Origin of the sequence: Pseudomonas sp. P5_152 (genome assembly GCF_033989915.1) — a bacterium.
In the GTDB taxonomy this organism is placed as follows: domain Bacteria; phylum Pseudomonadota; class Gammaproteobacteria; order Pseudomonadales; family Pseudomonadaceae; genus Aquipseudomonas.
The window spans coordinates 5059652-5081500 of sequence record NZ_JASFAH010000002.1 but is presented as its reverse complement, the minus strand read 5'-3'; the positions used below and the strand labels follow the sequence as shown (position 1 = coordinate 5081500).

The 21849-nt window shown below is 61.8% G+C and carries 23 protein-coding genes and 1 pseudogene; 13 read left to right on the top strand and 11 right to left on the bottom strand.

Going from position 1 to position 21849, the window contains the following annotated elements; genetic code table 11:
• Window positions 1-19 precede the first annotated feature (19 nt).
• The gene (locus QMK50_RS23150; RefSeq protein WP_095167887.1) at window positions 20-640 is read left to right on the top strand and encodes a LysE family translocator; all 621 of its coding nucleotides are present in this window, start codon (window positions 20-22) and stop codon (window positions 638-640) included.
• 45 nt (window positions 641-685) lie between these two features.
• On the opposite strand, the gene QMK50_RS23145 is transcribed toward QMK50_RS23150, so the two are convergent.
• The gene (locus QMK50_RS23145; RefSeq protein WP_159994659.1) at window positions 686-1387 is read right to left on the bottom strand and encodes a glutathione binding-like protein; all 702 of its coding nucleotides are present in this window, start codon (window positions 1385-1387) and stop codon (window positions 686-688) included.
• A 332-nt stretch (window positions 1388-1719) separates the two neighbouring features.
• Between QMK50_RS23145 and QMK50_RS23140 the strand changes: the two genes are divergently transcribed.
• Together QMK50_RS23140 and QMK50_RS23135 are read left to right on the top strand one after the other, a co-directional pair.
• Window positions 1720-2394, top strand: coding sequence for a histidine phosphatase family protein (locus QMK50_RS23140; protein WP_095167910.1), 675 nt, complete (start codon window positions 1720-1722; stop codon window positions 2392-2394).
• Between the two features lie 70 nt (window positions 2395-2464).
• Window positions 2465-3517 carry a permease gene (locus QMK50_RS23135; RefSeq protein WP_159994657.1) on the top strand — a complete coding sequence of 351 codons (1053 nt, stop codon included), beginning with the start codon at window positions 2465-2467 and terminating at the stop codon, window positions 3515-3517.
• Window positions 3518-3554: 37 nt separating this feature from the next.
• On the opposite strand, the gene mnmH is transcribed toward QMK50_RS23135, so the two are convergent.
• Both mnmH and selD read right to left on the bottom strand, forming a co-directional pair.
• The gene (mnmH, locus tag QMK50_RS23130; protein ID WP_320334058.1) at window positions 3555-4658 is read right to left on the bottom strand and encodes a tRNA 2-selenouridine(34) synthase MnmH; all 1104 of its coding nucleotides are present in this window, start codon (window positions 4656-4658) and stop codon (window positions 3555-3557) included.
• The gene (gene selD / locus QMK50_RS23125) at window positions 4658-5692 is read right to left on the bottom strand and encodes a selenide, water dikinase SelD (protein WP_320334057.1); all 1035 of its coding nucleotides are present in this window, start codon (window positions 5690-5692) and stop codon (window positions 4658-4660) included. The genes mnmH and selD overlap by 1 nt, the downstream gene beginning before the upstream one ends.
• A 149-nt stretch (window positions 5693-5841) precedes the next feature.
• On the opposite strand from selD, the gene QMK50_RS23120 reads away from it, so the two are divergent.
• Complete coding sequence (locus QMK50_RS23120; RefSeq protein WP_095167875.1) at window positions 5842-6069, top strand: DUF6555 family protein; 228 nt, start codon at window positions 5842-5844, stop codon at window positions 6067-6069.
• Window positions 6070-6126: 57 nt separating this feature from the next.
• Here the strand turns inward: QMK50_RS23120 and QMK50_RS23115 are convergent, their stop codons facing one another.
• The 3 genes from QMK50_RS23115 to QMK50_RS23105 all read right to left on the bottom strand — a co-directional run bounded on the left by QMK50_RS23115 (window position 6127) and on the right by QMK50_RS23105 (window position 7374).
• A complete protein-coding gene (locus tag QMK50_RS23115) occupies window positions 6127-6294 on the bottom strand; it encodes a metallothionein (protein ID WP_320334056.1) in 168 nt (55 codons plus the stop codon).
• 121 nt (window positions 6295-6415) lie between these two features.
• Entirely contained in the window at window positions 6416-6874 is a 459-nt protein-coding gene (locus QMK50_RS23110) for a DMT family transporter (RefSeq protein ID WP_320334055.1), read from the bottom strand.
• Window positions 6875-6876: 2 nt separating this feature from the next.
• Entirely contained in the window at window positions 6877-7374 is a 498-nt protein-coding gene (locus tag QMK50_RS23105; protein ID WP_256585451.1) for a DMT family transporter, read from the bottom strand.
• A gap of 114 nt (window positions 7375-7488) precedes the next feature.
• Between QMK50_RS23105 and QMK50_RS23100 the strand changes: the two genes are divergently transcribed.
• The 3 genes and pseudogenes from QMK50_RS23100 (at window position 7489) to QMK50_RS23090 (ending at window position 10028) form a co-directional block, all read left to right on the top strand.
• Entirely contained in the window at window positions 7489-8421 is a 933-nt protein-coding gene (locus tag QMK50_RS23100) for a LysR family transcriptional regulator (RefSeq protein ID WP_320334054.1), read from the top strand.
• A 130-nt stretch (window positions 8422-8551) separates the two neighbouring features.
• A pseudogene (locus tag QMK50_RS23095) lies at window positions 8552-9345 on the top strand (hypothetical protein).
• 89 nt (window positions 9346-9434) lie between these two features.
• Complete coding sequence (locus QMK50_RS23090) at window positions 9435-10028, top strand: hypothetical protein (RefSeq protein ID WP_095167865.1); 594 nt, start codon at window positions 9435-9437, stop codon at window positions 10026-10028.
• Between the two features lie 9 nt (window positions 10029-10037).
• Here the strand turns inward: QMK50_RS23090 and QMK50_RS23085 are convergent, their stop codons facing one another.
• Both QMK50_RS23085 and QMK50_RS23080 read right to left on the bottom strand, forming a co-directional pair.
• Window positions 10038-10754, bottom strand: coding sequence for an alpha/beta hydrolase (locus QMK50_RS23085; protein WP_320334053.1), 717 nt, complete (start codon window positions 10752-10754; stop codon window positions 10038-10040).
• Between the two features lie 250 nt (window positions 10755-11004).
• The gene (locus QMK50_RS23080; protein ID WP_095167862.1) at window positions 11005-11784 is read right to left on the bottom strand and encodes an ABC transporter substrate-binding protein; all 780 of its coding nucleotides are present in this window, start codon (window positions 11782-11784) and stop codon (window positions 11005-11007) included.
• Between the two features lie 259 nt (window positions 11785-12043).
• Between QMK50_RS23080 and QMK50_RS23075 the strand changes: the two genes are divergently transcribed.
• Window positions 12044-12703 (top strand): type 1 glutamine amidotransferase, encoded by a 660-nt coding sequence (locus QMK50_RS23075; RefSeq protein ID WP_095167860.1) that lies wholly within the window; start codon window positions 12044-12046, stop codon window positions 12701-12703.
• 7 nt (window positions 12704-12710) lie between these two features.
• On the opposite strand, the gene QMK50_RS23070 is transcribed toward QMK50_RS23075, so the two are convergent.
• The gene (locus QMK50_RS23070; protein ID WP_095167859.1) at window positions 12711-13145 is read right to left on the bottom strand and encodes a rhodanese-like domain-containing protein; all 435 of its coding nucleotides are present in this window, start codon (window positions 13143-13145) and stop codon (window positions 12711-12713) included.
• 100 nt (window positions 13146-13245) lie between these two features.
• Between QMK50_RS23070 and ftrA the strand changes: the two genes are divergently transcribed.
• On the top strand, window positions 13246-14223 hold the full coding sequence (ftrA, locus tag QMK50_RS23065; protein ID WP_320334052.1) for a transcriptional regulator FtrA: 978 nt from the start codon (window positions 13246-13248) through the stop codon (window positions 14221-14223).
• A gap of 61 nt (window positions 14224-14284) precedes the next feature.
• On the opposite strand, the gene QMK50_RS23060 is transcribed toward ftrA, so the two are convergent.
• Entirely contained in the window at window positions 14285-15514 is a 1230-nt protein-coding gene (locus tag QMK50_RS23060; protein WP_320334051.1) for an acyl-CoA dehydrogenase, read from the bottom strand.
• Between the two features lie 164 nt (window positions 15515-15678).
• Between QMK50_RS23060 and QMK50_RS23055 the strand changes: the two genes are divergently transcribed.
• The 3 genes from QMK50_RS23055 (at window position 15679) to QMK50_RS23045 (ending at window position 18042) form a co-directional block, all read left to right on the top strand.
• Window positions 15679-16614: a LysR family transcriptional regulator gene (locus QMK50_RS23055; RefSeq protein WP_095167854.1), complete on the top strand. Its 936-nt coding sequence runs from the start codon at window positions 15679-15681 to the stop codon at window positions 16612-16614.
• 100 nt (window positions 16615-16714) lie between these two features.
• Window positions 16715-17125: a MerR family transcriptional regulator gene (locus QMK50_RS23050; RefSeq protein WP_095167852.1), complete on the top strand. Its 411-nt coding sequence runs from the start codon at window positions 16715-16717 to the stop codon at window positions 17123-17125.
• Between the two features lie 17 nt (window positions 17126-17142).
• Window positions 17143-18042: a hydroxymethylglutaryl-CoA lyase gene (locus tag QMK50_RS23045; RefSeq protein WP_320334050.1), complete on the top strand. Its 900-nt coding sequence runs from the start codon at window positions 17143-17145 to the stop codon at window positions 18040-18042.
• Between the two features lie 693 nt (window positions 18043-18735).
• Here QMK50_RS23045 and QMK50_RS23040 read toward each other — a convergent pair.
• Window positions 18736-20433: an AMP-binding protein gene (locus QMK50_RS23040; RefSeq protein WP_095167849.1), complete on the bottom strand. Its 1698-nt coding sequence runs from the start codon at window positions 20431-20433 to the stop codon at window positions 18736-18738.
• Between the two features lie 251 nt (window positions 20434-20684).
• On the opposite strand from QMK50_RS23040, the gene QMK50_RS23035 reads away from it, so the two are divergent.
• Window positions 20685-21848, top strand: a complete 1164-nt coding sequence (locus tag QMK50_RS23035; RefSeq protein ID WP_320334049.1) for an isovaleryl-CoA dehydrogenase — start codon at window positions 20685-20687, stop codon at window positions 21846-21848.
• Window position 21849 lies beyond the last annotated feature (1 nt).

The window sequence follows — 21849 nt, the reverse complement described above, 5'->3', positions numbered from 1 at the left end:
GGATACGGAGTGAGCCCTGATGTTTGAGATACACAACTACGGCAGTTTTATCGCGGCGATCGTGATTTTCCAACTGATCCCCGGCCCCGGCACATTTGCCATCCTCAATGCCACCGCCCGCAACGGCATCGGCGCCGGTTTTGGCGCGGTGCTGGGAACCCTGCTGGGGGACGCGGCCTACATGATTGCGGCTGCCGCCGGCCTCGCAGCGCTGATGACTGCCAACCCGCTGCTGTTCCAGGGCCTGCAGTGGTTCGGTGCAGCGTATCTGTGCTGGATGGGCGTGCAAATGTTGCGCAGCCCCGTGGCGCACAATGACGCGGGGCTGGAGCCACATCGTTCAGCACGCACCTATCTGCGCAACGCCCTGGTCATCAGCCTGACCAACCCGAAAGTCATGCTGTTTTTCGTGGCGTTCTTCCCGCTGTTCATCAGCCCAGGGTCGTCGAGTATGACCCTGGTGGCGATGATGCTCCACGTGACCGTGATTAGCCTGCTGTACCAGGGCGCCCTGGTGCTGATCGGCAACGCCGCGGCCATCCGCTTGAAGGCCCTGCCCCTGGCCCGAACGGTCGCCACTCGAGTGGCAGCCGTCGCACTGATCGGCTTTGGCCTCAAGCTCGCGGTCAATAACCGCTAGCCCAGCGCCCAGGTAAGCCACTGCGCCAGGCAGTGGCGTGCCGGTTCAGGGCTTGGGAATTTCCAGCCCACGCACTACCGCCGGACGCGCCAGGAAGCGCTCCAGTACCCGCAGCACATTGGGGAAGTTATTGATCCCCACCAGGTCGCCGGCCTCATAAAAACCGATCAGGTTGCGGACCCACGGGAAGATCGCGATATCGGCGATGGTGTAGCGCTCGCCCATGATCCAGTCGCGCCCTTGCAGGCGCTCGTCGAGCACCTTCAACAAGCGGCTACTCTCGGCGACATAACGGTCCCGCGGACGTTTGTCCTCGTACTCCTTGCCGGCGAATCTATTGAAAAAGCCCAACTGGCCGAACATCGGACCGATACCGCCCATCTGGAACATCAGCCACTGAATCGTCTCGTAACGTGCCGCTGATTCCTGGGCCAGCAGTTGCCCGCTCTTATCGGCGAGATAGATCAGGATCGCGCCGGACTCGAACAGCGCCAACGGCTTGTCGTCAGGGCCGTGAGGGTCGAGGATCGCCGGAATCTTGTTGTTGGGGTTAAGCGAGAGGAACGCCGGGGACATCTGGTCGTTGCTCTCGAAACTCACGCGATGGGCCTCGTACGGCAAGCCGATCTCTTCGAGCATGATCGAGACTTTGACCCCGTTTGGCGTCGGCAAGGAGTAGAGTTGGAGCCACTCGGGGAACTGGGCAGGCCATTTTTCAGTAATCGGGAAGGCTGACAAATCGGTCATAGTGAACATCCAGTGACAATTTAACGGCTGAATTTTGGCCTAACCGGCGGCACACGGCCGGCCTGTACGCGGGCTAGCTTATAGCGAGCCTGCCGGCGCCGGCATCTTAAATCGGAAACATTATGTCGCTAACCTTCCCCCACCCTCACCGCTACCCCGGATAAAGTGCGCGCCCGCAGATTCCAATCGAACCAATCGCCCTCAGCGGACTCTGAAGGCAGCGCGCGCGCAAGACGACTCGCCCAACGACATGGAAAACCATCCGAAGCCGGGAGCTTGCGGTGGAAAGGTTTGTCAGCCTTAACCTGAATGTGCTGAAGAACTACTACTTGATGAGAAACCCACTGCAGATCACCCAACGCCTGAAGCAACGCGCCTTCGTGTTCCTCCCTGCACTGCTGACTACCTGCGCCCTGCTCCTGTCGCTGGAGTCGAGCGAAAGTCGCGCCCAGCCGGTTGACGGCACCCAGACCCTGGTGTTTTTGCGCCATGCGGAAAAACCTGCGGGTGGTCTCGGACAACTCAATTGCCAGGGCCTGAACCGCGCCATTGACCTGGCGCAGTTGCTGCCCGAAAAATTCGGCAAGGCCGATTTCGTATTTGCCGCCAACCCGACCCGCAATGTCGAGGAAGGCGAGCTCGACAACTCCTACAGCTACATCCGCCCCCTGATGACCATCAGCCCGAGCGCAATCAAGCTGGGCCTGCCGGTGAACATCGAGTTTTCCGCCAACGACACCAGTGAACTGGCGGACGAACTGCTCCACGACAAGTACCACAACTCGATCATCTACACCGCCTGGTCCCACGGCTACCTGCCGGAGTTGATCAACAAGGTGGCGCGCGAAGCGGTGGGCAGCAAACAGTCGATCACCGAGGACTGGGAGTCCGGCGACTTCGACTCGATGTACGTCCTGACGCTGACCTGGCACAACGGCAAGGCCACCTTGCAGAGCCAGCATTACAAGCAGGGCCTGGACAACGGCCAGGAGAGCTGCCCGACCTGACAGGGCGGCCACACCAGCGCAGGGCCCAGGGTGAGGTATGATGCGCGACCTGTCTCCCTGGAACCCCTGTATGTCCAACTTCTTAACCACCCCCAACCGGGGCTGGTCGTTCTGGTGCAAGCCGGCCCTGTTCCTGTTGGTGGCCTGCATTGGCCTCTACTACGTCAAGTGGTCGCCGTACTACTTCAAGGCCTTTACCGCTGCCGACAGCCACAGCATTGGCGCTTCGATTCTCAACGACGCGCAAACCGCGCCCCTGGCCGCCGCATTGACGTACGCCAAGGTGTACTTCCTGGCGATCTGGAAGGCCGCGGTCCTGGCGGTGATCCTCGGCTCCCTGTTGCAAGTACTGATCCCGCGGGACTGGTTGCTGCGCCTGTTCGGCCGCGCGGGCTTCGCCTCGACCCTGCGCGGCGGGCTGTTCGCCCTGCCCGGCATGATGTGCAGTTGTTGCGCCGCGCCGGTAGCTGCCGGCATGCGCCGGCAAAACGTGTCCGTGGGTGCGGCGCTGGCATTCTGGATCGGCAACCCGGTGCTGAACCCGGCCACCCTGGTGTTCATGGGCTTTGTCCTGGGTTGGGGCTTTACCGCCCTGCGACTAGTGGCCGGCATCGTGTTGGTGCTGGGGGTTTCGCTGGTGGCCCAGCGCATTTCGCGGCCGGAGCAAGTGCCGCAAGCTGCGCTGCAAGCCGTGGCCAACGTCAGCGCCACGGATTCTCAACCCTTCCTCGGGCGCTGGATTCGCACCCTGTGGCAATTGTTCTGGAGCACCATTCCGGTCTATATCCTGGCAGTACTGGTGCTCGGCGCCGCGCGGGTCTGGCTGTTTCCCCACGTTGACGGGGCGATGGCCGACAGCTTGTGGTGGCTGGTACCGCTGGCCATCGTCGGCACCTTGTTCGTGATTCCCACTGCTGCGGAAATCCCCATCGTGCAGACCATGATGGCTCTGGGTATGGGCACCGGCCCAGCGGTTGCGTTGCTGATGACCCTGCCCAGCATCAGCCTGCCGTCGCTGCTGATGCTGCGCAAAGACTTCGACACCCGGGTGCTGGTGACCGTGGCCCTGCTGACCATGCTGGTCGGCGTGATCTGCGGGCTCATCGGCGCGCTCGTACTGTAAGGCACGTGGCAGGCGCTGGACGGTCAGCGCCTTGCTCTCAAGCCTGCCGGCGGCTGCGTTCGCGCAGGTATTCAAGCACCGCGGCATGCTCGCCCGCGAACTCGATTCGATCCCCCTTCTTCTCGCGCTGGAAGGCGTACATCGGGTCGTAGTACTCGTTCAACAACCCTTCGATCCAATCGCGGTGCAGCTCCACCGCACCACTGCGTGCCTGTTCGGCCAACGCCGCTTCCATCAAGCCGAATAGCCGTTGGTGGCGCTCGCCACCCAGGCGTTTGCTAATGTTGTTCAGGCTGCCCAATAAGCGTTCGGAAAACTGCGCAAAGCCTTGATCGCCATAAACCGCGACAAATTCGGCGCACAGGTCCACCACATAATCACCCAGGATGCGCTCTATCCGCCCCTGCACGCTGTCTTCCAGCCAGACCATCGGAAAACGCTGCATGCCCTGATACAGCGGCAACGGCAAGGCGCAACTGCCCACCATGCGGCTTTCGTCCTCTAGCACAAACTGCTCGATGCCCCTGGCGCGCTTTTTCAGTACATCTACTGCCAGGCGGTTCTCGAAGTCGATATTGGAAGGCTGCCCGCTCGCCCGTTTGCCAAAGCTGGAGCCACGGTGATTGGCATGTCCCTCCAGGTCCAGGCCATTGTTCAAACGCGTGAGGACATCGGTCTTGCCGGTACCAGTCATGCCACCGAGCAAGACGAAATCGCACTGGCCGACGGCCTGGTCGAGCGTATTCAGCAGGAAGGTACGCATTGCCTTGTAGCCACCGCCGACCCGAGGGTATTCGATGCCCGCTTCGTCCTTGAGCCATTGCTGGACGATCTGCGAGCGCAGGCCTCCGCGAAAGCAATACAGATAACCCTCGGGATGGGCCCGCGCGAAATTGGCCCAGGCCTGGATCCTCTCGGCCTTGATCCCCCCCGAGACCAACTGGTGCCCCAGGACAATGGCCGCCTGCTGGCCTTGCTGCTTGTAACAGGTGCCGACACGCTGACGTTCGATGTCGGTCATCAACGGCAGGTTGACCACCCCGGGAAACGCGCCCTTGGTGAATTCGATCGGCGCCCGCGTGTCCATCATCGGCCGCTCGCTGAGAAAGATGTCGCGGTAATCGGTGATATCGACGGGCATCAAATCACCTCGACCGCGTTACTCTGTCGCTCGACCAGTTCACCGATAGGCGCCAGGTCCAACCCCAACTCGGCGGCCACCGCCAGAAATTGCTCGTTGCCCTGCGGTGTCACGGCAACCAGCAAGCCGCCACTGGTCTGCGGGTCGCACAACACACGCTTGTGCAGCTCCTGGACGCGCCCGAGCTTACTGGCATAACTGTCGAAATTGCGCAGGGTGCCACCCGGCACACACCCTTGGTCCAGGTAGTACTCGACACCCGGCAGGCGCGGCACGCGGTCGTAGTAGATGCGAGCAGTCAGCGCACTGCCGTCGGCCATTTCCACCAGATGCCCGAGCAGGCCAAATCCGGTGACATCGGTCATGGCGGTCACGCCGTCAAGCTTGCCGAAGCAACTCCCAGGCTTGTTCAAGGTGCACATCCAGTCGCGAGCCAGGCCCACGTCACTGTCACGCAGCTTGCCCTTCTTCTCTGCGGTGGTGAGGATGCCGATCCCCAACGGCTTGGTCAGGTACAGCAGGCAACCGGCGGTGGCGGTGTCGTTGCGCTTCATGTGGCGCTTTTGCACCAGCCCGGTGACGGCCAGGCCGAAGATCGGCTCCGGGGCATCGATCGAATGACCGCCCGCCAATGGAATACCCGCCTCGTCACACACCGCACGGCCGCCGCGAATCACTTCCCGGGCAATCTCCGGCGCCAGTACATTGACCGGCCAGCCGAGAATGGCAATCGCCATCAACGGATCGCCGCCCATGGCGTAGATATCGCTGATGGCATTGGTCGCGGCGATTCGGCCGAAGTCGTAGGGGTCATCGACAATCGGCATGAAGAAGTCGGTGGTCGAGACCACGCCGCGCTCTTCATCAATTGCATACACCGCCGCATCATCGCGCGAAGCGTTGCCCACCCAGAGTTTCGGGTCGAGGTTCTGGGCGCCGCTGCCGGCCAGGATCACTTCCAGCACCTGGGGTGAAATCTTGCAGCCACAGCCTGCGCCGTGACTGTATTGGGTCAGGCGAATGGGCTCGCTCATGGGGGCACCTCGGCAGATAAAGATCGGCCAGTCTAACAGAGCCCATTGCCCCCCTCGACAGCCAGCCCATTGAGGACCGCCGAGCAATTGGAAGGAATTTTTCCAGCGACGGGGGATCACTCTAGTACGACAGGGAGGAATAGCGGCACATGATCAACGCAAAATTGTTCGTCATCGAATACACCCTTCACGGTGTGCCCAAGTCTTTCATCATCCGCCAGGAAAAGATGGACAACGCCGAGGCCTGGCACTGGGCCAGTTGCGACGCTGGGGTTGGGCGCATTGGCCGCTTCGGCCGAGAGAAAGTGAAGAAGACCAGCAAGCCGGCGGCGGAGAAGTTCGGCATCGAAAACGTCACGTGGCGGCCCACCAGCTGAAGCGTGCACGACCTCGCCGTGGGCGCCGAGATGGCGCCCACGGCGAGGTCATAGCCACTAGCCGTGAGTCCCTTTGGCACATTGGCAATCCGCCGTCGTGCAGGCTTCGCCGTGCTCATGATGCTTGGCGCAGCCCTCGCAACAGTAGTGCTTGCCATGCCGGACAATCGAATGCTCGCCCAGTTTGCACTTGCAGTTGGGACAGGCGCAGGTGTCTGCTTTCATCAGTCTGACTCCATGGGTGTGGTCGTCCAGAAGCGAACCCAATGTCGCCTCTCAAGCAATGACCGCACCCACCGACATGCCCTTGCGGCCCTCGCTCCTGATAGAGGGTAGTCGATAAACCTCAGGCGGCCCGCCGACTACTGCTGCTGCGGTACATCAACACCAGCGCCAGCCCCAGGCAGACCATGGCCAGGAGCCGATTGGTGGACAACTCAATGGGCGGATTACCCAGCCAGCCGAAATTGTCGATCAGCATGCCCATGCCCAACTGGCCGACGATCACTGCCACCGTCGCCACCGCCGTTCCGACCCGAGGCACGGCGCCGACCATCACCAGCATATACACCACGCCGAACAGCGCTCCGCTGAGCTGCCACTTCGGCACCTCCAGCAGGCTGACGGCATGGGCCGGCTCGAAGAACAGAATCAGCAAGGCGGTAGTGATGGCTCCCACCACAAAGGTCAACAGGCTACTGCGCAACACACCGACCGCCTGGCCCAGCCGGCCGTTGATCGCTGCCTGCACACTCAATACCGCACCGGCCGCGACGACCACCAGCAACAACCCAAACAGATTCATGTTCAACCCCGCGCAATCAGGACAAGAGCAACAACGATCAGCAGCAAGGCCAACCAGCGCTCCCGGTTGACCGGTTTGCGCGCGGCCCCGAACCAGCCGAAATGGTCGATCAGCACACTCTTGCCAACCTGGCCGGAGAGGATCGCAATCATCGTCATGGCAATCCCGATCACCGGGGTCGCCAAGGTGAGCACCACCACGTACATCGGCCCGAGCAATCCGCCGATCAACTGCCAGCGCGGCAAGCTGCAAAGTGCCGGCCCCGGTTGCGGACCGCTGAACAGCAACAACAGAAACAGGATGGCCGAGCCAACCCCGAAAATGCTCAGGGTCGCCCACAAATGCCCCACCTGGACGCCCAGCGGCCCCAGCAAGCCCGCCTCCACCGACAGGCCCATGCCCGCGAGGATCACCAGCGGTAGCAGCAACAGGCGGGTGAGTGGGTTAGGCCGCGGGGTGACAGCGGCCCCGGTGGCCTCACTGATAGAACCTGAAGACATGACAACTCCTGCAAAGGGTGAAAAGAATGACGGGCATTATCAATTGCCCGACCTTTGCGATAAATGCGACTCTGTCGACAACACTTTTGCGCAACTCGCACAGCAGGCTGCTACATGCAAGGTCTCAACGAACTCAGTTTCAAGGCGCTACGGCTGTTCGTCGCGGTTCTCGATCACGGCAGTTTTTCCGAGGTCGCGCGCCGCGAAGGCCTGGCGCCTTCATCGATCTCGCGGCAGATCCAGTTAATGGAGCAGGCCCTCTGTCAGCAATTGCTTTACCGCCATACCCGGGCTGTGACCCCGACCGAAGCCGGGCGCCTGCTCGGCCAGCATGCCCGCGTGGTGCTGGTGCAACTGGAAGAAGCCGAACAAGCCTTGCAGGAACAGGCCAGCGAACCCAGTGGCCTGGTGCGTATCAACGCGCCAGTGGTGTTCGCCCAGTTGCACCTGTCGCCCTGGATCGCCGAGTTGTGCCAGCGATATCCCCGGCTGCAACTGGATATCCAGCAAACCGACCGCTACGTCGATCCGCTGCAGGAAGGCTGCGACCTGCTGTTTCGCATCGGCGCCCTGCACGACTCCAGCATGCAGGGCCGCGTGGTCGCGCCGCAGCGCTATCACGTCGCCGCCAGCCCAGCGTACCTGGCACGCCATGGCACCCCTCGGCATCCCGCGGAACTGGTGCGGCACCAATGCCTGGCCTACAAGGGTGACTCCGGTCTGCAACGCTGGTTCTTCCGCCAGGACCAGGGCGACTGGACCCCCTATTCGGTCAGGGGTCCACTCACCGGCAACCACGCCGACACCCTGACCCAGGCTGCCGAACAGGGTATGGGCCTGGTGATGTTTCCTTCCTGGCTGATCGGCGAGGCCCTGGGCCGGGGCAAGCTGGTGCAGGTGCTCGGCGACTTCCAGGCATCCAACAGCCTCGAACCCCAGCAGATCGCCATTCTCTGGCCTGGCAGTCGACGCTTGTCGGTGAAAGTGCGCGCGGTGATCGATTTTTTCGTCGAGCGTTTTGGCACGGTGCCCTACTGGGACCAGTAAGGCGCAGCGGGTTTATCGCAGCAGTTGCACGATCAGCCAACTGTTCGCCGCGGTGATGTTGCAGCTTAGAGGCTTCAGGCGCCAGGGCGCTTGTATGCTGTGTGCCCCGCCATCGAACAAGGAACGCTCCGTGCTGCTGTTGAAACTCGTGCTGATCCCCGGTTTTCTCCTGCTGATTTCCCTGGCCGGCAAGCGCTGGGGACCGAGCGTCGCGGGATGGCTATCGGGGTTGCCGGTCGTGGTCGGGCCGATCCTGTTTTTCCTCGCGGTCGAGCAAGGTCCGGCATTTGCGACCCAGTCGGCGATTGCGGCGCTGTCGGCCATGGCGGCGATGATTACCTTCTGCGTGGTCTACGCCCAGGCCGCGCAACGCTGCAACTGGCCGGCGGCGCTGCTGATTGCCCTGTTGAGTTGGAGCCTGGTGGCGGCAGTGCTGTCAGTGCTGCCCGCGTCGCTGCTGTTGTCGACGATCGCTGCGGCCACCGCCTTGCTCGCGGCACCCCACCTGTTCCCCGCCGTACAGCCCTTGCTCGCAGGCCCCGCGCCGAAGTCCGACAAACTGTTGCTGCGCATGCTGGCCGGGGCGTTGCTGACCCTGGCGGTGACCTGGTTCGCCAGCACCCTGGGTGAGCGCTGGAGCGGTTTGCTCGCGGTATTCCCGGTGCTTGGCAGCGTAATGGCGGTGTTCTCCCAGCAAACCCGGGGGCCGGCATTCACCGCCGCGCTGCTCCGCGCCACCGCTACCGGCATGTACGCCTTCGCGGCCTTTTGCCTGACCCTGGCCTTGACCTTGACCTTGCCGCTCTGGGGCGGCTGGGCCTTTGTGCTCGCAGTGCGGTGGCGCTGGTGATGCTGCTGCTAACCAAGCGGCGGGCCGCGCCCTCACACCTGCGCAGCGGGACGGCGCCGTCGGTCAAACCCTGAGAACCGAGCCGCCGGCAAGTTCGTGCTGGAGTGAGTGAGGGACCCCGTGGGATGATCGTCACCCCGCGCGATCACACCCGGAGACTCGCATGTCGCTGCTGAAAAAAATCATCGTCAGTAAAGCCGCTGTTCTGTTGCTGACAGCGCTCACCACCTTCGGCGCCGCCAGCGTCTACGCCGCCAGCCAGCCGACGACCAAGACTGCAACCGCGGAAAAAGTCGCGGTGCTGGGCAACAAATTCACCTTCAGCCTGCCCAAGGGTTTTATTGCCAACCCATTGCCCGGCGGTGATGCGTCCAATGGCACGTCCGGCGCCAAGGGCACCATGTACACCAATCAGCAAAGCAAAACCGTGCTGATCATCGCCGAAAACACCCTGCCCGAAGGCCTCAGCGTCAAGGACAACGACGCGGTATTTCTCGACGAGTCCATCTCCGGTTTCGCCAGCCAGCAACGCGAAGCCCTGGCCGGTTTCAACAAACAAAGCGAAAAAAGCCTGACCATCAAAGGCCTCGGCCTGCGCCAGATCGACTTCACCGCCACCCAGGGCGGCGGCCCGACCCTCAACACCAGCCTGCTGGCCGGCTCCGGCACGCAGATGATGCTGATTCAGATCATCTCCCGCGCCGACGACCAGGCCGGGCACGCGGCCCTGGTGAAGAGCATCCTCGGCGAAAAATAACCCGGTGAGCTACTGATTAAGTCGTAACAGCCAGGCGTTGAGGTCCTCGATCTCCCGCTCGCTGATACTGTGCCCGAGCCCCGGATACGCATGGAACTTGGGCACCAGGCCCAGCCCCGACAACAGGCTGTTGGCGTCACTGCCATCGGTGAAGGGCAAGCGCTGGTCATCCATGCCGTGTCCGATGAAAATCGCCAGCGAGGCCAGCGCCGGGTCGGCCTTGAGCTGACTGCGCAGCACCGGCAGCACCTTGCCACTCAACGCCGCTATCCCACGCACCGCCGTGGGATGACGCAGCGCGACCTCGTAAGACATGATCGCGCCCTGACTGAAGCCCATCAGGAATACCCGATCGGCCGTGGTGTGATACTTGTTCGCCGCCTTCGTGACAAAGTCCGCCAGCAACGCGGCACTGCGCTGCAAGTCATCGCTGTCGCCGTCGTACGCCCCGTCCCCCTTCTTGTGAAACCACTGATAACTGCCCTGCTCCAGCACCTGCGGCGCACGTACTGCCAAATAGGTATAGGACGCCGGCAATCCCTCCTTGAGACTAAACAGATCCGCCTCGTTGCTGCCGTAGCCATGAAGAAAAATCACCAGCGGCTGATTGGCCGAGCCGGGGGTCGATTGTTCGAGGTACTGCAGCGGCAGATCGTCGTGCAGCACCGATTGGGCCTGGATGACCGGGGATACCAGCAACAGAAATACGGCAAACAACTTGAGCATGGACCTTCCTTTAATCGGGCGGGTTCGCGGGGCAGCGTAGCATGCGAGCGGAAGTGGGGAATGGATGGAGGCCGGAGTGCGGCGACCTTGGTCAAGGGCGGCGAGGACTGCGTCCTCGAACGCAGCCTCGACAGCTGCTACGGGGGATGGGGGTATTGCCGAGATCTGTGGTTTTTGCTGGGCCGGCACTCCGGTGCTTGTAAAAAAGTGGCAGCCGCGTCAACGGTGGCCACCTTTTCCAACGCTGAAATTACTCGCCGTAAACGTCGAAATTGAAGTACTTGTCCTGTACTTGCTTGTACTTGCCATTGGCGCGGATTTCAGTGATAGCGGTGTTGAACTTGTCCGCCAGCTCCTTATCGCCCTTGCGCACGGCAATGCCCGCACCGCCGCCGAAGTACTTCGCGTCTTCATAGGTCGGGCCAACAAACGCAAAACCTTTACCGGCGTCGGTTTTCAGGAAACCGTCGTCCAGGGTGACCGAGTCGGCCAGCATCGCGTCGAGGCGGCCGGAGACCATGTCCAGGTTGACTTCCTGCTGGGAGCCGTACCGCACCAGGACGATACCGGCCGGCTGCAGCACTTCGGTGGCGAAACGGTCGTGGGTACTGGCACGCAGAACCCCGACTTTCTTACCCTTGAGCTCGGTCAGCGGGTCCTTGATGTCGGATCCAGCCTTCATCACGAAACGTGCCGGGGTGTGGTAGTACTTGATGCTGAAGTCGACGTTCTTCTTGCGGTCGTCAGTGATGGTCATGGACGACAGGATCGCGTCGATTTTCTTGACCTTGAGCGCGGGAATCAGGCCATCGAATTCCTGCTCGACCCAGGTGCACTTGACTTGCATCTGCGCGCACAGCGCGTCGCCGATGTCCACGTCGAAACCGGTCAGCTTGCCGTCAGGGGTTTTCATCGAGAACGGCGGGTAACCAGCTTCGATACCGATACGGATCGGCTTGGCGTCTGCGGCTACAGCCGAGAGGGACAACACGGACAGTGCCAGAGCACCGAACATCACTAGCTTCTTCATTTATAACTCCTGTGTGCGGAGACTCTTATTGGCAACTTCGACGGTAGCTTGTGGCTAGTATTTATCGAAGTGGCCGGCAGTCTAGAGCTGCACCCAGCGAGCAAATTGTGTATATGCGACAAATAGTTATAGAAAAGTGGCGAAGGTAGGAGCGTCAATGCCCCCCTGCGCCGACGCGCTGAAATGGCCTACAGACGCGCCACGCTTTGCTTCATGATGACTGCGCAGTCCGACATTCACCTGCGACGGTTTCCAGCCCATGTCCGCACCTTCAAATACATTGCAGTTGATTCAGCACCACCCTGCCGAAGGCCCGGGAGCCATTGCCACCTGGGCGCAATCCCGGGGCCTGACCCTGGAGATATTCCGCGCCGACCTCGGGCACCTGCCTGCAGCGAGTGCGGCCCCGGTGATTATCCTGGGAGGGCCTTACGAATCCAACGCCGGTCCCGCGTGGCTGGCGCAAGAACGCCAGTGGTTGGCTGCCAGCTTGGCGCAGGGGGCGCCGGTGTTCGCCATCTGCCTGGGGGCGCAATTGCTGGCCCTGAGCCTGGGCGGCCAGGTGCGGCGCATGGCCACGACTGAAACCGGCTGGACCGCCGTAAACTTTGCCGATGGCGCGGCATTAAAGGTCCTTGAGTGGCACGAAGACGCGATTGACCTGCCGCCCGCTGCCCGGCTGTTGGCCAGCAGCGCGATATGTGCAGAGCAAATGTATGACGTCGGCCCGACCCGTGTCGGCTTGCAGTTCCACCCGGAATGGAATGCCGAGTCGGTTGCCGAGCTCAACGTCCATTTCGCCGACGAATCGCCCCTGCCCCGCAACCAGGACCACAGCGCCGCGTACCGCCAGGTGTACGACTGGCTGCAAGTGACGCTGGATCAGTGGCACCTCGCCGCAACCGCCGCCTCCCGGTAACGCACGCTCAACACTCGCAGCCAATCGCCACCTCGGCCCGGGCTGCGCCTGCGTCACTCAACTCGAATCCTTCATCCAGCCACCCGGTCACACCGCCGATCATTTCCTTGACCGGGTACTCCAGCGCCGCCAGTTTCACCGCGGCCTTGTTGGCGCCGTTGCAATGGGGGCCGGCGCAATACACCACGAACAAAGTGTCCTTGGGGTAGCCCGCCAACAATCCGGCCGTGATCAGGCGGCCGGGAATGTTGATCGCCCCCGGTAGATGTCCGCGCTGGTAAGCCAAAGGCCCACGCACATCCACCAGAACAAAATCCACTGCACCCGCCTCCTGGCTGCTGAAGACGTCGGAACAATCGGTTTCAAAGGTCAGGCGGTTGCTGAAATGCATCAGCGCAACGGCGCAAGGGGCGGCAGGAATGGCGCGAACCAGGCTGGTCATGGGTGTTCTCCAAAGCAAGTGTGGGCTTGCCAGCACTGTATCGAATCGACCTGAAGCGCTACAGTGGCGCACAAGACACTCACTGGGAACTTTCCGCCAAATGCACCGCACCCCCGGTTCTGTAGCGATCCTGGCCTACGACGGCCTCTGCACTTTTGAGTTTGGCATTGCGGTGGAGATCTTCGGCCTGGCACGGCCCGAGTTCGACTTCCCCTGGTACCAGCACCAGATCGTCGCCGTCGACCAGGGTCCGATGCGGGCTACCGGCGGCATTCAGGTATTGGCCGATGGCGGCATGGAACTGCTGGAAACCGCCCGCACCATCATTATTCCCGGCTGGCGCAGCCGCAGCGATCCGGTGCCCGCCGCCCTGTTGGCGGCATTGTGCCGGGCCCACGGGCGCGGGGCGCGCCTGGTGTCGATCTGTTCCGGGGTATTTGTCCTGGCGGCCAGCGGTCTGCTCGACGGCTTGCGCGCCACGACCCACTGGCGCTACACCGACGAATTGGGCGCGCGCTACCCCAACATCCTGGTGGACCCGGACGTGCTGTACGTGGACTCGGGCCAGTTGATCACCTCGGCCGGCAGTGCCGCCGGCATCGATGCCTGCCTGCACCTGGTGGCGCGAGATTTTGGCACCCAGGTGGCCAACTCGGTGGCGCGCCGCTTGGTGATGTCACCGCAACGCAGCGGCGGCCAGGCGCAGTTCATCCCCGCCCCCGTCAGTCGCACACCCCGCAGCGACCTGTCACGGGTGATGCAATGGGCTCGCGAGCGTTTACATGAACCGCTGGAAGTGCGCGACCTGGCCAGCCAGGCAGCAATGAGCGAGCGTACTTTCCTGCGCCGTTTCAGCGAAGCCACCGGGGCCTCGCCCAAGTCCTGGCTGCAACAGCAACGCCTGGCCCGCGCCCGCGAACTGCTGGAAAGCAGCCGGCACACCACAGAGCAGATCGCGCAGCAGTGCGGCTATCGCAGTGTGGAAAGTTTTCGTGTGGCATTTCGCACGGTGGTCGGGCTGGCGCCGTCGGTGTATCGCGAGCGTTTTGGTCGCGGCGAGCAGGCGCTGCCGGCCTAGGACAGAAACGCCAGCACCCGCCCACGCCATAGGCGCGGGCGGGTGCCAGGAGGGGCGCGGTTTACTGGCCGCTACGCAGCATTTCCTTGGGCACATACTTGCCGATTTCGAACTTGCCGATCGCCGCACGGTGCACTTCGTCCGGGCCATCGGCCAGGCGCAAGGTGCGTTGCATGGCGTACATGTAGGCCAGCGGGAAATCGTTGGACACCCCGGCACCGCCATGGATCTGGATCGCCCGGTCGATGACGCGCAAGGCCACGTTCGGGGCGACCACCTTGATCTGGGCGATTTCGCTTTTCGCCACTTTGTTACCCACGGTGTCCATCATGTAGGCAGCCTTGAGGGTCAGCAGGCGTGCCATGTCGATTTCCATCCGCGAGTCGGCAATCTTGTCGATGTTACCGCCCAGGCGTGCCAGCGGTTTGCCGAAGGCGGTGCGATTGACCGAGCGCTTGCACATCAATTCCAGCGCGCGCTCGGCCATCCCGATCGAACGCATGCAGTGGTGAATGCGGCCCGGGCCGAGGCGACCCTGAGCGATCTCGAAACCACGCCCCTCGCCCAACAGTACGTTTTCGTAGGGCACACGGACGTTTTCGAACAGCACTTCGGCGTGACCGTGGGGCGCATCGTCGTAGCCGAACACCGGCAGCGGACGCAGGATTTTTACCCCGGGGGTGTCCACCGGCACCAGGATCATCGAGTGCTGCGCATGGCGCGGCGCATCCGGGTTGCTCAGGCCCATGAAGATAAGAATCTTGCAGCGCGGGTCGCAGGCCCCGGAGGTCCACCATTTTTTGCCATTGATTACCCACTGGTCGCCATCGCGCTCGGCGCGGGCCGCCATGTTGGTGGCATCGGATGAAGCTACGTCTGGCTCGGTCATGGCGAACGCCGAACGAATCTCGCCGCGCAGCAGCGGTTCGAGCCAACGCTGTTTCTGCTCTTCGTTGGCGTAGCGCACCAGCACTTCCATATTGCCGGTGTCCGGCGCCGAGCAGTTGAAGGGTTCCGGCCCCAGCAGGGAGCGACCCATGATCTCCGCCAACGGTGCGTATTCGAGGTTGCTCAGGCCGGCGCCCAGTTCCGATTCCGGCAGGAACAGGTTCCACAGGCCTTCGGCCTTGGCCTTGCTTTTCAGTTCTTCCATGATCGCGGTGGGCTGCCAGCGATCGCCTTCGGCGACCTGGCGCTCAAACACGGCTTCGGCTGGATAAACGTGAGCATCCATGAACGCAGTCACGCGTTCACGCAATTCCTGAACCTTGGGCGAATAAGCGAAATCCATGGGCAGCTACCTTTTTTGACGAGGTGATGAAGTCGTATTTGAGGGCATGAATTGATGCTAGATCAGCGTTGATAATTTACCTAGCCTATTCTCGGCGTGTATTAACATTCATCACCGATATATGATCGACTTATCGAGCCCACCTAAAACAAGAGCGTAGTGACATGAATCTGAGCAAGGTCGACCTCAACCTTTTCATCGTCTTCGATGCCATCTACACCGAAGCCAACCTGACCCGTGCCGGGCAGATCGTCGGCATTACCCAACCCGCAGTGTCCAACGCTCTGGCCCGCCTGCGCGAGACCTTCAACGACCCGCTATTCGTACGCACGGCCCAGGGCATGGTGCCAACACCCATGGCGCAGAACATCATCGGCCCGGTGCGCAACGCGCTCTCGCTGTTGCGGGTATCGGTCCAGGAAAGTCGGATCTTCAACCCGTTGCAGGCGGTCAAGACTTACCGCATCAGCATGACCGACCTCACGGAAGCGGTGATCCTGCCGCCGTTGTTCCAGCGCCTGCGCCGCCTGGCCCCGGGCGTGATCATCGAGAGTTTCCTGTCCAAGCGCCGCGAAACCACCAAGGAACTGGCCGCCGGCCGCCTGGACTTCGCCGTCGATGCGCCGCTCAACACCGACCCGCAAGTGCGCCACGTCAAGCTGATGGAAGACCGCTACGTCTGCGCCATGCGCAAGGGCCACCCCATGGCCGGCAAGGAAAAATTCAGTCTCGACGATTACCTGTCCCTGACCCACATCCATATTTCCAGCCGCCGCAGCGGCCTGGGCCATGTCGACCTGGCACTGGGCAAGATGGGCATCCAGCGCAAGATCGCCCTGCGGTCGCAGCATTACCTGATGGCCTCCCAGGTCCTGCAGCAGACCGACATGGTGATGACCGTGCCGGAGCGTTTTGCCCGCCGCCATGAACTGCAATCATTCTTGCTGCCGGTCAACGATGTGCCCCCGGTGGCAACGCACCTGTACTGGCACGAAAGCACCGACCAGGACCCGGCCAACCGCTGGATGCGCGAGCAGATGATCGAGTTGTGCCAGCAGGTCACCGCGCACGAGAAGAAGCTGGACAAGCAGCAGGCTTGAGGGCGGGTATCGGACAATCAGGGCTGGCGCAGTGCTTGCTGCTTGACGTTTACGTCAAGCTGACATTAGCTTAGCGCCAAGCCCCTTTTTCGAGCGCGCCATGAGCAGCCAGACCTACAGCATTTCCGACCTCGCCCGCGAGCTCGACATCACCACCCGCGCCATTCGCTTTTATGAAGAACAAGGACTGCTGAGTCCCGAGCGGCGCGGGCAGGAGCGGATCTACTCGCCTCGGGACAAGGTCAGCCTGAAGCTGATCCTGCGGGGCAAGCGCATTGGCTTTTCCCTGGCCGAATGCCGCGAACTGATCGAACTCTACGACCCCACCAGCGGTAACACCAAGCAGTTGAACAGCATGCTGGCAAAAATCAGCGAGCGCCGTGAACAGCTCGAACAGCAGCTGCTGGACATCGAACAGATGAAGCTGGAACTCGACACCGCCGAAGAGCGCTGCGTCCAGGCGCTGGAACAGACCCTCAAGAGCCAGCAGGCCGCGCCTTCACACTCCTAACCACAGGTGAACCTGATATGCCCCTCCCCTCCCATGTACGCCTGATCGAAGTCGGCCCGCGCGATGGCCTGCAAAACGAAGCCCAGCCGATCAGCATCGCCGACAAGGTGCGGCTGGTCGACGCGTTGACGGCCGCAGGCCTCGATTACATCGAAGTCGGTAGCTTCGTTTCGCCCAAGTGGGTACCGCAGATGGCCGGCTCCGCCGAGGTGTTCGCGCAAATCCAGCGTAAACCCGGGGTCACCTACGGCGCGCTGGCGCCCAACCTGCGGGGGTTCGAAGACGCCATGGCCGCAGGGGTCAAGGAAGTCGCGGTGTTCGCCGCCGCCTCCGAAGCCTTCTCGCAACGCAACATCAATTGCTCGATCAGCGAAAGCCTGGAGCGATTTGTGCCGATCATGGACGCCGCCCGCCAACACGGCGTCAGCGTGCGCGGTTACGTGTCCTGTGTGCTGGGCTGTCCGTACGAAGGTGACGTGGCCCCGGAGCAGGTGGCCCTGGTCGCCCGCGAGCTGTATGCCATGGGCTGCTATGAGGTGTCCCTGGGTGACACCATCGGCACCGGTACCGCCGGCGCTACCCGCCGGATGTTCGAGGTAGTGGGCGCGCAGGTGCCACGGGACAAGCTGGCCGGCCACTTCCATGACACCTACGGCCAGGCCATGGCCAACGTCTATGCCAGCCTGCTGGAAGGCATCGCGGTGTTCGACAGCTCCATCGCCGGCCTGGGCGGTTGCCCGTACGCCAAGGGCGCCAGCGGTAACGTGGCCACCGAAGACGTGCTGTACCTGCTCAACGGCCTGGGGATCGAGACGGGGGTGGATATGCAGCAGTTGCTGGTGGCCGGCCAGCAGATCTGCGACGTCCTGGGGCGAGTAACGGGTTCGCGCGTGGCCAAGGCCCGCAGCGCCCAGTAAATGTGTCGCGGGGTGTTACCGCCCCGCAACAAAACGAGTAACACGGAAACAACCTGAAGGATTTTTGCGTCAGGTTTTTTTCGAAAAAATGCTAAATAATTGATTTTAAAGGGATTTTAAAAGTTGGCACGGGTTCTGCTATCTCTATGGCATAACAAGAACAAAAAAAGCGGCAAACCTAATAAAAATAAGACGTAACGACTCTGACATAACAAAAACAACACGGCAGAGACGCAGCTAACAGATTTTTTTGGAGAAGGTGTGCTTTTCAGGGTGCTGCTTGCAGTGACCCGCAACCGGGCAGAGAACAATAAAACTACCTTCAGGTAGCTCCCGAACTGGTTGGATCGCTTGGCGAGAAAGCAGATCAGCGCTCAAAAAAATACGTTTGCTCTTGACCCCGCATGGGGGTCGCACAAAACAGCGGTAAAGGGCCACGGTTGCCAAAAACAACAATAAACCGCCCCTTAATAATAAAAAAAGAGCACGCAACGACAAATTAAAGGGGAGCTTCGGCTCCCCTTTGTGCTGTCTGGGGTTTGGGTGTGCCCACCGTGTGAGCGGGCCTGCTCGCGATAGCGGCGATGCATTCAACACCCATGCTGGGTGTACGATCGCCTTCGCGAGCAAGCTCGCTCCTACAGTGGCTTTGGGCGCCTGCTTGCGGCGCCCGCTTGCGCCCCGCCCCCACCGTCAGCCCTTGGTCTTGCGCTGCTCCTCGATAGAGATCTCGCGCATCTTGAACTTCTGGATCTTGCCGGTCACGGTCATCGGGAACTCCTCGACGAACTTGAAGTGACGTGGCGTCTTGAAGTGGGCAATGCGCTCCTTGCACCAGGTTTGCAGTTCAAGCTCGTTGGCGCTGTGGCCGGGGTGGAACTTGATCCAGGCGACAATCTCCTCGCCATACTTCTCGCACGGAATGCCAATTACCTGCACGTCCGCCACCGCCGGGTGGGTGAAGAAGAACTCTTCCAGCTCGCGCGGGTAAATATTCTCACCGCCACGAATGATCATGTCCTTGTTACGCCCGGCAATGCACACGTAGCCCTCTTCGTTCATGGTCGCCAGGTCGCCGGTGTGCATCCAGCCCGCCTGGTCGATGGCTTCAGCGGTGCCTTCGGGGTTGTTCCAGTAGCCGAGCATCACGCTGTAGCCGCGGGTGCACAGTTCACCAATGGTGCCGCGGGGCACGAGGTTGCCGGCCTCATCGATGATCTTGCTTTCCAATTGCGGCTGGGTGCGGCCGACGGTGGTCACCCGCAGCTCCAGATTGTCCGCAGGACCGGTCTGCAACGACACCGGACTGGTTTCCGTCATGCCGTAGGCAATCTGCACTTCGTTCATGTGCATTTCGCTGATGACCCGGCGCATCACTTCGATCGGGCAGGTCGCCCCGGCCATGATGCCGGTGCGCAGGGACGACAGGTCAAACTCCTTGCGTCGCGGGTGATCGAGCATGGCGATGAACATGGTCGGCACGCCATACAAGCCAGTGGCCTGTTCCTGGGCTACGGTTTCCAGGGTCAGCAAGGGGTCGAAAGCGTCGTTGGGGTAGATCATGGTGGTGCCATGGGTGATGCACCCCAGATTGCCCATCACCATGCCGAAGCAGTGATACAGCGGCACCGGGATCACCAGGCGATCGTCTGCCGTCAGCCCGAGGCTTTCGCCGACCATGTAGCCATTGTTGAGGATGTTGTAGTGACTGAGGGTGGCTCCCTTGGGGAAACCGGTGGTGCCGGAGGTGTACTGAATGTTCACGGCCTGGTCGAAATGCAGGCTGTTCTGCCGCGCCTTGAGCTGTTCGGGCGGCACCCCAGCCCCCAGCTCCGTCAGTTGCGACCAGGGCAGGAAGCCTGCGGGTGGCTGCGGGTCGAGGCTGATGACGCCGCGCAGTTGCGGCAGGCGCTCGCACTGCAATTGGCCGACCGGGTGTTGCGCCAGCTCCGGCGCCAGGCCTTGCAGCATGGCGTGGTAATCGGAGGTCTTGAAGGAGCCGGCACATACCAGCCACTGGCAACCGGACTGCTTGAGCACGTACTCCAGCTCCGAGCTGCGATAGGCTGGGTTGATGTTGACCAGGATCACCCCGATCTTCGCACTGGCGAACTGGCTGATGCACCACTGGGCACAATTGGGCGCCCAGACACCGAGGCGGTCCCCGGCCTGCAGGCCTAGCGCCAGCAGCGCCCTGGCGTGCAGCTCCACCGCCTCGGCCAGTTGCGTCCAGCTGTAGCGCAACTGCTGGTGGCGGACCACCAACGCTTCGCCCTGCGGGTTGCGGGCGACCGTGTTGTCGAATGCCTGGCCAATGGTCATCGCCAGCAAGGCTTTGTCCTGTGAGCCACGGGTGTAGCTGTGCTGTGGGTGAGCACTGTGTTGATCCATGACGACCCCTATTGTCTTTATTTTAGGAGCGAGGCTTGCCCGCGATAGGCCTGCCGCAGTTAGGCTGAAAGTGCACATTATCGTTCATCGCGAGCAAGCTCAGCTCCTACAGAGTCGCTCAAGTTGACGTTAACGTAAAGGGCGATTGACAGCCATTCGTCTCAGGTTTACGTTAACGTAAAGGTGACAGTCGACTCGGCGCGCATCGCAGGCCGATTCTCCATTGATAAAAACAAGTTTAAAGGTGCCCCATGAGCTATCCGTCTCTGAACTTTGCCCTCGGCGAAACTATCGACATGCTGCGTGACCAGGTCCGCGCATTCGTCAGCAAAGAGATTGCGCCCCGCGCCGCCCAGATCGACATCGACAACCTGTTCCCCGCGGACCTGTGGCGCAAGTTCGGCGACATGGGGCTGCTGGGCATCACGGTCGCGGAAGAGTACGGCGGTGCCGGCCTGGGTTACCTGGCCCACGTGGTCGCGATGGAAGAAATCAGCCGCGGTTCGGCGTCGGTCGCCCTGTCCTACGGCGCCCACTCCAACCTGTGCGTCAACCAGATCAACCGTAACGGCAACCACGAGCAGAAAACCAAGTACCTGCCCAAGCTGATCAGCGGCGAACACATCGGCGCGCTGGCCATGAGCGAGCCGAATGCCGGTTCCGACGTGGTATCGATGAAGCTGCGTGCCGATAAACGCGGCGACCACTATGTGCTCAACGGCAGCAAGACCTGGATCACCAACGGTCCGGACGCCAATACCTATGTGATCTACGCCAAGACCGACCTGGAAAAGGGTCCACACGGGATCACCGCGTTCATCGTCGAGCGTGACTGGAAAGGCTTCAACCGCAGCAACAAATTCGACAAGCTGGGCATGCGTGGCTCCAACACCTGCGAGCTGTTCTTCGACGACGTCGAAGTCCCGCAGGAGAACATCCTTGGCGTGCTCAACGGTGGCGTGAAAGTCCTGATGAGCGGCCTGGACTATGAGCGCGTGGTCCTGTCCGGCGGCCCGACCGGGATCATGCAAGCCTGCATGGACCTGATCGTGCCCTACATCCACGACCGCAAGCAGTTCGGCCAGAGCATCGGCGAATTCCAGCTGATCCAGGGCAAGGTCGCCGACATGTACACCCAGCTCAACGCCAGCCGCGCCTACCTGTATGCGGTGGCCCAGGCGTGCGAGCGTGGCGAAACCACCCGCAAGGACGCCGCCGGGGTAATCCTCTACAGCGCCGAACGCGCCACCCAGATGGCCCTCGACGCGATCCAGATCCTGGGGGGCAACGGCTATATCAACGAATTCCCGGCCGGCCGCCTGCTGCGCGACGCCAAGCTGTACGAAATCGGTGCCGGCACCAGTGAGATCCGTCGCATGCTGATCGGTCGCGAACTGTTTAACGAAACCCGCTAAC

Excerpts from the sequence above, each read along its gene's own strand:
- QMK50_RS23045 (WP_320334050.1), top strand. The coding sequence starts at position 17,143 with ATGCCCCTCCCCTCCCATGTACGCCTGATCGAAGTCGGCCCGCGCGAT.
- QMK50_RS23080 (WP_095167862.1), bottom strand. The coding sequence starts at position 11,784 with ATGAAGAAGCTAGTGATGTTCGGTGCTCTGGCACTGTCCGTGTTGTCC.
- QMK50_RS23150 (WP_095167887.1), top strand. The coding sequence starts at position 20 with ATGTTTGAGATACACAACTACGGCAGTTTTATCGCGGCGATCGTGATT.
- ftrA (WP_320334052.1), top strand. The coding sequence starts at position 13,246 with ATGCACCGCACCCCCGGTTCTGTAGCGATCCTGGCCTACGACGGCCTC.
- QMK50_RS23050 (WP_095167852.1), top strand. The coding sequence starts at position 16,715 with ATGAGCAGCCAGACCTACAGCATTTCCGACCTCGCCCGCGAGCTCGAC.
- QMK50_RS23060 (WP_320334051.1), bottom strand. The coding sequence starts at position 15,514 with ATGGATTTCGCTTATTCGCCCAAGGTTCAGGAATTGCGTGAACGCGTG.
- QMK50_RS23040 (WP_095167849.1), bottom strand. The coding sequence starts at position 20,433 with ATGGATCAACACAGTGCTCACCCACAGCACAGCTACACCCGTGGCTCA.
- QMK50_RS23115 (WP_320334056.1), bottom strand. The coding sequence starts at position 6,294 with ATGAAAGCAGACACCTGCGCCTGTCCCAACTGCAAGTGCAAACTGGGC.
- QMK50_RS23140 (WP_095167910.1), top strand. The coding sequence starts at position 1,720 with ATGAGAAACCCACTGCAGATCACCCAACGCCTGAAGCAACGCGCCTTC.
- QMK50_RS23055 (WP_095167854.1), top strand. The coding sequence starts at position 15,679 with ATGAATCTGAGCAAGGTCGACCTCAACCTTTTCATCGTCTTCGATGCC.
- QMK50_RS23075 (WP_095167860.1), top strand. The coding sequence starts at position 12,044 with ATGTCCGCACCTTCAAATACATTGCAGTTGATTCAGCACCACCCTGCC.
- QMK50_RS23100 (WP_320334054.1), top strand. The coding sequence starts at position 7,489 with ATGCAAGGTCTCAACGAACTCAGTTTCAAGGCGCTACGGCTGTTCGTC.
- QMK50_RS23110 (WP_320334055.1), bottom strand. The coding sequence starts at position 6,874 with ATGAATCTGTTTGGGTTGTTGCTGGTGGTCGTCGCGGCCGGTGCGGTA.
- QMK50_RS23070 (WP_095167859.1), bottom strand. The coding sequence starts at position 13,145 with ATGACCAGCCTGGTTCGCGCCATTCCTGCCGCCCCTTGCGCCGTTGCG.
- QMK50_RS23105 (WP_256585451.1), bottom strand. The coding sequence starts at position 7,374 with ATGTCTTCAGGTTCTATCAGTGAGGCCACCGGGGCCGCTGTCACCCCG.
- selD (WP_320334057.1), bottom strand. The coding sequence starts at position 5,692 with ATGAGCGAGCCCATTCGCCTGACCCAATACAGTCACGGCGCAGGCTGT.
- mnmH (WP_320334058.1), bottom strand. The coding sequence starts at position 4,658 with ATGCCCGTCGATATCACCGATTACCGCGACATCTTTCTCAGCGAGCGG.
- QMK50_RS23085 (WP_320334053.1), bottom strand. The coding sequence starts at position 10,754 with ATGCTCAAGTTGTTTGCCGTATTTCTGTTGCTGGTATCCCCGGTCATC.
- QMK50_RS23120 (WP_095167875.1), top strand. The coding sequence starts at position 5,842 with ATGATCAACGCAAAATTGTTCGTCATCGAATACACCCTTCACGGTGTG.
- QMK50_RS23145 (WP_159994659.1), bottom strand. The coding sequence starts at position 1,387 with ATGACCGATTTGTCAGCCTTCCCGATTACTGAAAAATGGCCTGCCCAG.
- QMK50_RS23135 (WP_159994657.1), top strand. The coding sequence starts at position 2,465 with ATGTCCAACTTCTTAACCACCCCCAACCGGGGCTGGTCGTTCTGGTGC.
- QMK50_RS23090 (WP_095167865.1), top strand. The coding sequence starts at position 9,435 with ATGTCGCTGCTGAAAAAAATCATCGTCAGTAAAGCCGCTGTTCTGTTG.
- QMK50_RS23035 (WP_320334049.1), top strand. The coding sequence starts at position 20,685 with ATGAGCTATCCGTCTCTGAACTTTGCCCTCGGCGAAACTATCGACATG.